The sequence below is a fragment of the Stenotrophomonas sp. STEN083 genome (assembly GCF_056759195.1).
In genome coordinates this window covers 1-11,685 of sequence record NZ_JBRRCU010000100.1, presented here as the reverse complement: position 1 = coordinate 11,685, position 11,685 = coordinate 1, and the positions used below count along the sequence as shown (strand labels likewise).

The following is an 11,685-nucleotide window of genomic DNA, read 5'->3' as shown; positions in this document are numbered from 1 at the left end:
CGCTTTTTTGGGGGCGGGGGGTCTCCGGGTAAGCTGTTGGACAATAAGACCGCGCAAATACCGGCTTTTAAAACAACGCCGGCTGCGGGCTGCCCCCCGCTCCCACAAATCCTTCGTTCGGCAGGGCTATCGGTGTCCCCCAGCCGAGCATGGCTCAGCTCTACCGTGGGCGCGATGGTTTCCGACGTCACTGCCTTGTGCTGTGATGGGCGTCTGCGGTTACAGTCCGGGGTCCTCTCATTACGGGACCTCTCATGCCTGTATTCCTTCGCAGTCCACGCCTGCATGCGCTGTTGCTCGCCGCATTGCTGCCCTTCGCCGTACAAGCACAGACGCCGCGCCTGATCGGCTATGTGATGGACAGCTCCGAGCCACTGCAGTTGTCGGCACAGAAGCTTGACGTGGTGAACTTTGCTTTTGCCCTGGTCCGCCTTGATGGAACCGTCTACCTGCCCGAAAGCGTCGATCCGGCACGTCTGCATGCGGTAGTCGCCAAGCGCGCGGACAACCCGTCGCTGCAGATCGTGTTGTCGATTGGTGGCTGGGGTGCCGGCAACTTCTCCGAGGCCGCCGCCACTGCGCCGGCACGCGCGCGTTTCATCGACAGCAGCGTCGCGCTGATGCACCAGTTCAAGCTCGATGGTCTGGATATCGACTGGGAATACCCCACGCTCGGCGATGCCGACATCAGCCACAGCCCGGATGATCGCCAGAACTTCACCGTGTTGCTGGAAGAGCTGCGCGCGCGCCTGGACCGCGAAGGCAATGACAAGCGTCATTACCTGCTGACCATCGCCGCCGCCGAAGGCCGCGCTGCAGAGGGCCTGGAGCTGCCACGCATCGCCAACTCATTGGATTGGATCAATCTGATGACCTACGACTTCTACGGCAGCCTGACCAAGACCACCGGCCATCATTCCGGTCTTGCGCGCTCGTCGCTGGCTACGCCGCAGGGCCGCACCACCGTGGATGCAGTGAAGTACTTCCTCGATGCGGGCGTGCCTGCTGCCAAGATCAATGTCGGCGTGCCGTTCTATGGCCGCACCTTTGGTGATGTCGGCACGGACAATAACGGTCGTTTCCAGAAGTTCACCAAGGAAGGCGGCTTCATCAACTGGCGTGACATCGTCCACACCCGCCTCAACGCGCCGGGCTGGGAACGCCATTGGGATGACGAAGCGCAGGTGCCGTGGCTGTGGAATGCCAAGGAGCGACGCATGATCAGCTACGACGATCCGCAATCGCTGCTGATCAAGGCCAACTACGTAAAGCAGCAGGGCCTGGGCGGCATCATGTATTGGGAGCAGCGTGGTGATGACAACGAGCAGTTGCTTGATGTGTTGCACGAGGCATTGCGCTGACCCGGTAGTGCCGAGCCATGCTCGGCAGGGGGCGTTCCCGGCAAAAGCTGCCCTCACCCCAACCCCTCTCCCGCATGCGGGAGAGGGGTGAATTGGCTGCGCGCCGCAGCGCCAAGTAGTGCCGAGCCATGCTCGGCAGGTCTATCGGCAATACCCCATTGCCGAGCATGGCTCGGCACTACAGAAATGCAGAAGGCGCGGATTACTCCGCGCCTTCTTTGTTCAACACACAAGCCAGCGCTTAGAAACGGGTCTTGAACTCCACGCCCCACAGGCGCGGCTCGTTGATGAAGCCGGTGCGGTTATTGAAGTCGATGCCGCCGGTGGCGCGGATCTGGTTGGTGATGTTGCGTCCGTACAACGCCACGTCGTAATCACCGTCATTCCACTGGTAACCCACACGCAAGCCGCCTTCCAGCAGCGACTTGCCGGTGAACTCCTTGGACTCATACAGGAAGAAGTTCACTTCGCTGCGATAGACCCAGTCGGTGAACACGTAGAGCTGGGTGCCATCAGCAAGCGGTAGCGACCAGCGCGCGGTCATGTTGTGGGTCCACTCCGGCGCCTGCGGCAGCGGGTTGCCGTTGATCCGCGCCTTGCCGTTGATGACCGGGTCGGTCACTTCGCAGGAGAAGCACGGCGCCACGTCCAGATCCGAATCCTTGATCTCGGTATGGTTGTAGCCGCTGCCCAAGGTGACCAGCAGGTTGTCGGTCAGGTAGGCCTGCAGATCCAACTCGAAGCCCTGGCCCACGCTCTTGTCGGCATTGAGCAGGATGTTGGCGTTGCCATCAACACCACCCACGGCGGTCAGCTGCTGGTCCTTGACCCGGTAGTGATAGATGCTGGCGTTCAGGCGCGCACGGTTGTCCCAGAAGTCCGCCTTTACGCCGGCTTCGAAGGACAGCACGGTTTCCGGATCGGCGACGGTCTTGTTGTTGAACGCACCCGCCGACTGGATCGAGCTGCCACGGAAACCGGTGGCGACGCGGCCGTAAACGTTGACGGTGTCATTGACGGCGTAGGTGGCCGAGAAGTCCCAGTTGAACTTCTTGTCCTTGGTCGAGGCCGACAGATAGGGATCGACAGCGTCGCCCTTGGCATAGGCCGCCTGCTGCGCGGCGAGCAGGCCAGCGAGGTCGCACTTGCCGGACAACACGCACGGCGCGTAGCCGGTATTCCAGTAATCCTTGACCTTCAGGTCCTTCTTGTCGACGGTGTAACGCACGCCGGCGCGCAGTTCCAGCTTGTCGGTGGCCTGGAAGTTCAGGCCGCCAAATACCGCCCAGGCATCGTTGGTCTGGTTGATGCGCTGGAAGCCATCCTGCTTGCTGCCGTTGGTGGTGTCGTAGCTGACGCTGTCGACGTCGTAGTCTTCCTTGAAATAGAACACGCCGGTCTGCCAGTTCAGCGGGCCTTCGTTCTGCGATTCAAGACGCAGTTCCTGGGTCCACTGCGAGTGGCTGGGAATGCCATCGGCGGTTTCCGAGGCGAACGGTACGTCTTCGTTGAAGTACGGGCCGGAGGTGCCGTCGATATCGCCGACGCTGAAGGTATCAACGGTCTCGTAACCGGTGATCGAGGACAGCTTGTAGTTGCCAAGGTCCCAGCTCAGGCGTGCATTGGCACCGCTGCTGTCGAGCTCGGAGTGGTTCAGGCCGTCGATCGATACCTTGTCCGGGTCGAAGCCGGGCACGAAGTCGTTGCTGCCCTTCTTGAAGATGTTGCCGCGGAACAGGCGCGCGGTGCCGTTGAGGTGGCGCTTGTGCGCACCCAGCAACGCCTCGAAGTTGTCGCCTTCGTACAGGAACTGCGCGCGCACGGCCGATTCGTCATAGCCTTCCAGACCATCGTTCGGGCCGGTGCCGGTGTTCTTCACCCAGTCGTCGCGGCGCTGGTACAGGGCCGACACACGTGCCGACCAGCGCGCGCTCAGTGCGCCGCCAACGGCGGCTTCCACATTCCACAGGTTGTCGCTGCCGTAGCCGACCTTGCCGTAGCCTTCGAACTCCTGCGACGGACGCACCGAGTCGAACTTGACCACGCCGGCCGGGGTGTTGCGGCCGAACAGCGAGCCCTGCGGGCCGCGCAGCACTTCCACCTGATCCACGTCGAAGATCGGGAAGCCCTTCAGGATCGGGTTTTCCTGCACGATGTCGTCATACACCAGCGAGACCGGCTGCGAGGTGTTGAGGCGGAAATCGGTGTTGCCGTAGCCCCGGATGTAGAAGCGCGGGAAGGCGCGACCGAACGAGGATTCGATGTTCAGGCTGGGCACGCGGCCGGACAGGTAACGCACGTCGGTACCACCGGAGGCCAGCGCGTCGAGCTTCTCGCCGCTGACGGTGCTGATCGACACCGGCACGTCCTGGATGTTCTCCACCTTGCGTGCGGCGGTGACCTTCACCGCATCCAGCGTGGCGGCTTGCTTCTGGGCCGGGGTCGCATCCTGCGCGGCAGCGGTGAGTGGCAGTACGGCGAGAACGGCGACAAACAGCGGATGCGCAGCCGGCAGGCGGCGGCGGACGGTACGGGTCGGGGACATGGCGGAGAAGGGCCTGTTGAGGAGGAATGGGGAACTGCGCCTAGCATGGAATTGTTGCAGTACAACATTCGTATCGCAATCGTTCAGGTATTCAGCGGCATGACGCCTGTCAGGGGTGTGAAGCCCGTCCGCCGCATAGACTTGGCACTTACTTCCCGCCCAGGCACCTTGTCATGACCCAGTGGTATTTCCATATTCCCGGCCAGGCCGATCGCGTCGGCCCGATGGACGATGAGGCAGCGCGCCGTTTTGCCCAGGGTAGCCGCCAGGCATTGGCCTGGCGCGAGGGCATGCAGGGCTGGCAGGCGGTGACCGAGATCGCCGACTTCGGCGGCCAGGCCGGCCCGCCGCCGATGCCGCCGCCGGTAGGTGGCAGCCGCAACCGTGCCGACGATATCGACTTCCGCATCATCGGGCATGAGATGCAGTTCGTGGAAATCGAACTGGATCCGGGCGAAAGCGCGATTGCCGAGGCCGGCGCGCTGATGTTCAAGGATTCAACCGTACAGATGGACACCGTGTTCGGTGACGGCCGCCACGAGGGCCAGGGCGGCGGCTTCATGGACAAGCTGATGTCGGCCGGCAAGCGTGTGATCACCGGTGAAAGCCTGTTCGCCACCGTGTTCACCCATACCGGCAACGGCAAGGCCAAGGTCGCCTTTGCCGCGCCCTATCCCGGCACGGTGATCCCGATGAAGCTGGACCAGCACGGCGGCAAGCTGATCTGCCAGAAGGACAGCTTCCTGGCCGGCGCGCGCGGCGTGCAGGTCGGCGTGCACTTCCAGCGCAAGGTGATGACCGGTCTGTTCGGCGGCGAGGGCTTCATCATGCAGAAGCTCGAAGGCGACGGCTGGGTGTTCGTGCACGCCGGTGGCTGCGTGGTGGAGCGTGAGCTGGCTGCGGGCGAGCGCATCGACGTGGATACCGGCTGCGTGGTGGCTTACCACGGCGGCGTGGACATGGACGTGCGCCGCGTCGCTGGCCTGAAGAGCATGTTCTTCGGTGGCGAAGGCGTGTTCCTGGCCACCCTGACGGGCCCGGGCAAGGTGTGGCTGCAGTCGCTGCCGTTCTCGCGCCTGGCTGGCCGCATGTTTGCCGCCGCACCGCAGGGCGGTGGCCAGAGCCGCGGTGAGGGCTCGGTGCTGGGTGGGCTGGGCCGCTTGCTGGATGGGGACAACAAGTTCTGATGTCGCCGTGGTTTCCGTAACCCGGCTGGAGAGGCCGGGTTACGGAATCATGCACGCATCCATTGCACGCACGCAGCGTCCCGTCGTCCACGCATGGAAGACGTATCTGCTTGTCGCTCCCTGGCGCCGTCGCCATACTCGCCGCATTCATTTTCAGGGGGTGGCAGGACGCCATGCACGCGCAGGACAATGTTTACGCACCACCACAGGCCTCACTGACGCAGGAAACCATGGAACCGTCGGCCTTGCCGCCGTTCTATGTGGTTTCAATCACCAAGCTGGTGCTGCTTTACGTCGCCACCCTCGGTTTCTATTCGCTGTATTGGTTCTGGAAACACTGGGCCCGGCACAAGCGCGACAAGAAGCTGGATATCTGGCCAGTGCCGCGCGCGATCTTCGCTATCTTCTTCGCCAACAGCCTGAACCAGGAAATCGACCATCGGCTGCGTCGTGCAGGCAAGCGCTACGTTTGGTCACCGGGCCTGTGGGCCGGCGCTTATGTCATCTCAGCCATTGGCGGACGCATCGTCAGCCGCATCCCCGATAACCTCCTGCCGGCTCTGCCCAGCTTCGGCATCGGCATGCTGTTGCTGGCGGTGAACGCGATGGCACTCGTGCAGGCGCAACGCGCGGCCAACCTTGCCTGCGGTGATCCAACAGGGGCAGAGAATTCGCGACTGATCGCAGCAAACTGGGCCTGGCTGGTAGTGGGCGGGCTGTTCTGGGTAGTGATCGCGCTTGGCATACTCGCGTTGTTCTGGACGCCAACGGTGAACGTCCCGGCGGGCTAGTTCCGGCTGCGGATGACAGCCGCAGCTAAACCACACGATGGCCCGCTGGCGGCCTTGCCCATACAAAGCGCTATGCTGGCGCCCTTTCCAATACCCCCTGTTCATCATGAAAGCGCGCAACGCTCGACTGCTGCTGTCCCTCTCCTTGTTCGGCCTGCTGGCAGCCTGCGGCGGCGAGAACACCAAGCCCACTCCGCCGGCTGCGGTGCAGCCGACCACGCCGGTAAAGCCGGTCAAGATCGGTGTGGCGCTGGGCGGTGGCGCGGCCAAGGGCTTCGCCCATATCGGCGTGATCAAGATGCTGGAAGCCAATGGCTTCGAGCCGGTAGTGGTGTCCGGCACCAGCGCCGGCAGCGTGGTCGGTGCCCTGTATGCCAGCGGCATGAACGCCTTCCAGATGCAGCAGAAGGCCGTCGCGCTGGATGAAGCCAGCATCCGTGATATCCGCCTGTTCTCCGGCGGCCTGGTGCAAGGCCAGAAGCTGCAGGACTACGTCAACGCGCAGGTCGGCAACAAGCGCGCCGAGCAACTTGAGAAGCCGTTCGCCGCCGTTGCCACGCAGCTGGAGACCGGTGAACGCGCGGTATTCGTGCGCGGCAATGTCGGCCAGGCGGTGCGGGCTTCCAGCTCCATTCCCGGTGTGTTCGAGCCGGTGATCATCGGTGGCAAGAGTTATGTCGACGGCGGCGTGGTCAGCCCGGTGCCAGTGGATGCGGCCAGGCAGCTGGGGGCCGAGTTCGTTATCGCGGTGGACATCTCCAGCCGCGCCACCGGCCAGCGCCCGACCGGCCTGCTGGGTGCGGTGGGCCAGTCCATCACCATCATGGGCCAGCGCCTGGGTGAGCAGGAACTGGCACGCGCCGACGTGGTGATCCGCCCGGCGGTGCTGGACATCGGCGCGGCCGATTTCGAGCAGCGTGGCCGCGCCATCCTCGAAGGCGAGAAGGCCGCGATGGCGGCGATGCCGCAGATCCGTGCCGGCATTGCCCGCCTGCAGCAGGCGCGTGTTGCCACCGCGCGCAATGCCGATGCCCGCGCTGCCGCCGTGCAGGCCGAAGCACATCAGCGTTGCCAGGACAGCCGCAGCCGCATCGAAAAGCTGCGTGGTGTCGAGAAGAACTGCAGCGCGCCGGCGCGTTGACGATCAACGGCAGGACATCGTGGCTGCAGCTTTTGTAGGAGCGGCGTAAGCCGCGAAGCTGATAGACCTTCAGATCAAGAGCTCAACAGCAGAAGCACCCTCACCCCAACCCCTCTCCCGCGTGCGGGAGAGGGGCTTCAAGCTGCAGCGCCGGCGCTTCTTTACCGCCCCAGCTGCGACAGCGGCAGGGCGCGGAACTCCTTCACCGTGCGCAGCACGAAACTGGAATTGACGTCGGCAACACCAGCCGCGTTGAGCAGCTTGTCGAGCAGGAATTCCGAGAAGTGGTCCAGGTCGCGTACGTAGACCTGCAGCAGATAGTCCATGTCACCGGTCAGCGCATGGCAGGCCACCACTTCGTCCCACAGCTGCACCGCCTGCACGAAGTGATCTATCGCCGCCTGGCCGTGCTTGGACAGCTGCACCCGCACGAAGGCCTGCAGGCCCAGCCCGATCGCACGTGGCTCCAGCCGTGCGCCATAACCGGCGATCACCCCCTCCGCTTCCAGTCGCTGGACCCGCCGCAGGCAGGCCGATGGCGAGAGATTCACCCGCGCCGCGAGCTCGGCGTTGGTGGCGCGGCCATGCTGCTGGATTTCGACCAGAAGCCGCAGATCCGTGCGATCAAGATTCACCGACGCCATCTTTGTTGCTCCGCACCATTGAATGGACGCAACAATATTGCGTCATAACCGGCTGACAGCGCAATTACGCACACCTGTTGCGCGGCAGGCTTCCTACCATGCGGTTATCTATTCCCTTCAGGAGCTGCCGCCATGGAAGCCAACCCGCGCCGCGTCGAACACCAGCAGACCGACAAGGGTTACGTGCCGGTCTATACCACCGCCGTGGTGGAGCAGCCCTGGGACGGCTACAGCGCCGACGACCATGCCACCTGGAGCACCCTGTACCAGCGCCAGCGCGAGCTGCTGGTCGGCCGTGCCTGCCAGGAATTCCTCGATGCCCAGGACGAGATGGGCATGAGCGAGCACATGATCCCGCGCTTCGACCAGCTCAATGAAGTGCTGGGCGCGGCCACCGGCTGGACCCTGGTCGGGGTGGAAGGCCTGCTGCCTGAACTCGATTTCTTCGACCACCTGGCCAACCGCCGCTTCCCGGTGACCTGGTGGATTCGCCGCCCGGACCAGATCGACTACATCGCCGAGCCCGACCTGTTCCACGACCTGTTCGGGCATGTGCCGCTGCTGATGAACCCGGTGTTCGCCGACTACATGGCCGCCTACGGCCGTGGCGGCGTCAAGGCGCATGCGATCGGCCCGGACGCGCTGCAGAACCTGACCCGCCTGTACTGGTATACGGTGGAATTCGGCCTGATCAATACCGCCGACGGCCTGCGCATCTACGGCGCCGGCATCGTCTCGTCCAAGGGTGAGTCGCTGTACTCGCTGGAGTCGGCCGCACCGAACCGGATCGGCTTTGATCTGGAGCGGATCATGCGCACCCGCTACCGCATCGACACCTTCCAGAAGAGCTATTTCGTCATCGACGGTTTCGAACAGCTGATGGCCGCGACCGAGCCTGACTTCACCCCGATCTACGCGCGTCTTGCCGATGCCGAACATCTGCCGGCGGGAGATGTGCAGGCCGGTGACACGGTATTCCAGCGCGGCAACGGCGAAGGCTGGGCCGACGGCGGCGACGTCTGAGCCAGCGCACATCGCTGCAATGGAAGAAGCCGCCCAAGGGCGGCTTCTTCGTCTGCGTCCCAGCTAGCCCGGGCAAGCGAAACGCACCCGGGGCTACCAACTCCCGCGACTCACTGCGCCGCCCTGGCCACCCGCCGCCCCCCGTACTTGCGGTCCAGGTAGACGCCGACCAATACCGCCACCAGCAACGGTGCCGCCCACGGGAACAGCTCGATCAACAACGCCGGCACGGTGGTGTGCGCAAGCAGCCACTGCCAAACCGGGCGCATGCCGATACCGAGGAACGCCACGTGGGTAGCAATGCCCGCACCCAGGATCGACTGATAGTGCTGACGGAACGCCCAGTCCGGACGCGACGGGCCACGGCGGGCGAACTTCAGCATGCGCCAGCCCACCCACAGACCAATCGACGAGAAGCCCAGGAACAGGGGCTGACGGTGCTGGATGCCGGTGCCGACAACCACCAGCGCCAGGATCACCATCGGCCACAGCGCCAGATGCCAGCCCGGCCGCGACACCAGCTGCTTCCAGTCGCGCTTGTCGGTAACTGCGCGCCACGCCAACCAGGTCGCGTTGCCGGTGATCGCCATCAAATAGGCGAGGAACAGGGCTGACAGCGGCTGCTGACGGAAGAAGGCGAACTGGATGGTGATCGGCAGCGCGGTAACCACGATCACCGCCATCGCCATCAGATACACCTTGCCCAGCGCGCGATGCCGCGGCGAGCCTTTCTTCATGAACGCCGCCGACCAGAAGCCGACCAAGGCGACCACGCCAGCCAGCACATGCAGCGCGACGATCAGGGAATATCCGGGCATGACAGCGATCTCTTCAGTGATGGCCGGCGAATGCGATGGCCTGTGCACAGCGTGCGTTTTCGGGCGCTCGCACGGCAGTCGCGGCAGTCATTGCTCGACCCTGCCGGAAGTCACTTTCTGCTCCGCCCCCCTTGCCGCTGAGGCCTGCGCCCACCAGCATGCGTGCATGGAAATCACTCCCCGTTCGCGCTGGCACAGGCTGCTGCACCCGCTCAACCTCGCCGGCCTGCTGACCTGGCTGGCGGTAGCGGCCACCCTGCCCTATGGCTCCGCCGAGCAACTCGCCCTGCGCTGGGGCAGCGCTTTGCTGTTCCTCGTCGCCTTTCTGTTTGCCGCCAGCTATGAGCGGCCCTCGCCACGGCGCAACGTGGCGCTGCTGATCGAAGCCTTGGCAGCACTGGCGGTGATCCGCCTGGCCGCCAGCAGCGGTGTGGCGCCCGCCCTGCTGGTGATGCTGGCCGCGCAGGTGGCGATGAGTTGGCCTCTGCGCATCACGCTGGTGGTGATGCTGCTGGTCAACCTGGGCATGTACCTGGTGCTGCGCGAGGTGCACAGTCACCCGGCCGCGGTGGTGTTGATCTTCGCCGGCTTCCAGGCTTTCGCCATGCTCACCACACACTACGCCAGCAGCGCCGAACAGGCGCGCGACCGGCTGGCGCTGGTAAATGCCGATCTGCTGGCTACCCGCGCCCTGCTCGCCGAGAGATCGCGCGACATGGAGCGGCTGCGGCTGTCGCGTGAACTGCACGATGTGGCCGGGCACAAGCTGACGGCGCTGAGGTTGCACCTGCGCGCGCTTGCCGGCCGCACGGACGCCGCGCCTGAGCTGGCCCTGTGCGAACAGCTGTCCGCCGAGCTGCTGGGCGATATCCGCGCCGTGGTGCATTGCCTGCGCGACAGCGGCCAGCTCGACATGGACACCGCGCTGCACGCATTGGCTGCCCCGTTGCCACGTCCGCGCCTGCAGCTGCAGTTGGATGCCGACGTGCAGGTCAGCGATACCGCCAAGGCCGAAACCCTGCTGCGCTGCGTGCAGGAGGCGCTCACCAACAGTGCCCGCCACAGCGATGCCAAGGTGCTGCAGGTTGCCCTGCAACGCCGTGACGGACGCTTGCTGCTGGCGATGGAAGACGATGGCCAGTTGCGCGGCGAGCCACGCGCCGGCAATGGCCTGACCGGCATGCGCGAACGCGTGGACGAACAAGGCGGCAGCCTGCAGCTGCAACGTGCTGCTTCCGGTGCCCTGCAGATTCGTGTGGAATTACCGGCATGAACGATTCCCCCCGTATTGCCCTGGTCGATGACCAGGCCCTGATCCGCGCCGGCCTGCGCGCCCTGTTGCAGCAGCTCGGCATCACCATCGTGTTCGAGGCCGACAGTGGTGACGCCCTGCTCGAACAGATCGCGCAGCAGCCGGTGCAGCTGATCCTGTCGGACATCCGCATGCCGGGCATGGACGGCATCCAGGCCTTGAAAGCCCTGCGCGAGCGCGGCGATCAAACGCCGTGCGTGTTCCTGACCACCTTCGACGAAAGCGACCTGCTGCTGCGTGCCACCGAAGCCGGTGCGCAGGGTTTCCTGCTGAAGGATGCAGCACCGGAAGACCTGCATGACGCCATCGGCCGCGCCATCGCCGGGCAGACCTTGTTGCAGCCGGTAAGTACCGATGCGGTACGGCAGCGCTATCGCTACCACGCCGACGATGCGCCGAAGGAGTTGTTCAGCCAGAAGGAAGTCGCGGTATTGCGGCTGATGGCCGGTGGCTACAGCAACCGCGAGATCGCCGGCAGCCTGTTCCTGGCCGAAGGCACGGTGAAGAACTACGTGTCGACCATCCTCGACAAGCTCGACACCCGCGACCGTACCCGCGCGGTGTTGAAGGCGATCACCCTGCGGGTGATCTAGCAATCTGCCGAAGCGCAAATCGCTATCGCGGTGCGCAGCAACCGGTAGTGCCGAGCCATGCTCGGCAGGGGCTTCGCCCGCAACCAACCAGCAGTTGTAGGAGCGACGTCAGCCGCGAAGCCTGTAGACCATGAGGTTGCGGGAGTGCCAGAGATTGCAGCATTGCCGGCTTCGCGGCTGACGCCGCGTGTGTCTGCCAGCCGAGTAGATTGTGGTTGAGAGCGGAGTGCGGCAGCCCGTTACGTCGCGGTGCCCAGAAGCACGTGTAGG

10 protein-coding genes are annotated in these 11,685 nt (G+C 64.5%); 7 read left to right on the top strand and 3 right to left on the bottom strand.

Annotation, left to right across the window (positions count from 1 at the left end; genetic code table 11):
- Window positions 1-254 precede the first annotated feature (254 nt).
- The gene (locus tag ACVOK8_RS18695) at window positions 255-1,361 is read left to right on the top strand and encodes a glycoside hydrolase family 18 protein (protein WP_481568135.1); all 1,107 of its coding nucleotides are present in this window, start codon (window positions 255-257) and stop codon (window positions 1,359-1,361) included.
- 241 nt (window positions 1,362-1,602) lie between these two features.
- On the opposite strand, the gene ACVOK8_RS18690 is transcribed toward ACVOK8_RS18695, so the two are convergent.
- Window positions 1,603-3,906 (bottom strand): TonB-dependent receptor, encoded by a 2,304-nt coding sequence (locus tag ACVOK8_RS18690; RefSeq protein ID WP_481568134.1) that lies wholly within the window; start codon window positions 3,904-3,906, stop codon window positions 1,603-1,605.
- A 173-nt stretch (window positions 3,907-4,079) separates the two neighbouring features.
- On the opposite strand from ACVOK8_RS18690, the gene ACVOK8_RS18685 reads away from it, so the two are divergent.
- The 3 genes from ACVOK8_RS18685 (at window position 4,080) to ACVOK8_RS18675 (ending at window position 7,025) form a co-directional block, all read left to right on the top strand.
- Window positions 4,080-5,093 (top strand): TIGR00266 family protein, encoded by a 1,014-nt coding sequence (locus tag ACVOK8_RS18685; RefSeq protein ID WP_481568133.1) that lies wholly within the window; start codon window positions 4,080-4,082, stop codon window positions 5,091-5,093.
- A 173-nt stretch (window positions 5,094-5,266) separates the two neighbouring features.
- Window positions 5,267-5,884, top strand: coding sequence for a hypothetical protein (locus ACVOK8_RS18680; RefSeq protein WP_481568132.1), 618 nt, complete (start codon window positions 5,267-5,269; stop codon window positions 5,882-5,884).
- Between the two features lie 106 nt (window positions 5,885-5,990).
- Complete coding sequence (locus ACVOK8_RS18675) at window positions 5,991-7,025, top strand: patatin-like phospholipase family protein (RefSeq protein WP_481568131.1); 1,035 nt, start codon at window positions 5,991-5,993, stop codon at window positions 7,023-7,025.
- A gap of 161 nt (window positions 7,026-7,186) precedes the next feature.
- Here ACVOK8_RS18675 and ACVOK8_RS18670 read toward each other — a convergent pair whose 3' ends face one another.
- A complete protein-coding gene (locus ACVOK8_RS18670; protein WP_282271903.1) occupies window positions 7,187-7,669 on the bottom strand; it encodes an Lrp/AsnC family transcriptional regulator in 483 nt (160 codons plus the stop codon).
- A 132-nt stretch (window positions 7,670-7,801) separates the two neighbouring features.
- Between ACVOK8_RS18670 and phhA the strand changes: the two genes are divergently transcribed.
- On the top strand, window positions 7,802-8,692 hold the full coding sequence (gene phhA / locus ACVOK8_RS18665) for a phenylalanine 4-monooxygenase (RefSeq protein ID WP_481556002.1): 891 nt from the start codon (window positions 7,802-7,804) through the stop codon (window positions 8,690-8,692).
- Window positions 8,693-8,802: 110 nt separating this feature from the next.
- Here phhA and ACVOK8_RS18660 read toward each other — a convergent pair whose 3' ends face one another.
- Window positions 8,803-9,510 (bottom strand): DUF2306 domain-containing protein, encoded by a 708-nt coding sequence (locus ACVOK8_RS18660; protein WP_481568130.1) that lies wholly within the window; start codon window positions 9,508-9,510, stop codon window positions 8,803-8,805.
- Window positions 9,511-9,676: 166 nt separating this feature from the next.
- On the opposite strand from ACVOK8_RS18660, the gene ACVOK8_RS18655 reads away from it, so the two are divergent.
- Window positions 9,677-10,783 carry a sensor histidine kinase gene (locus ACVOK8_RS18655; protein WP_481568129.1) on the top strand — a complete coding sequence of 369 codons (1,107 nt, stop codon included), beginning with the start codon at window positions 9,677-9,679 and terminating at the stop codon, window positions 10,781-10,783.
- A complete protein-coding gene (locus tag ACVOK8_RS18650) occupies window positions 10,780-11,415 on the top strand; it encodes a response regulator transcription factor (RefSeq protein WP_282271898.1) in 636 nt (211 codons plus the stop codon). Before ACVOK8_RS18655 ends, ACVOK8_RS18650 begins: the two co-directional genes overlap by 4 nt.
- Window positions 11,416-11,685 lie beyond the last annotated feature (270 nt).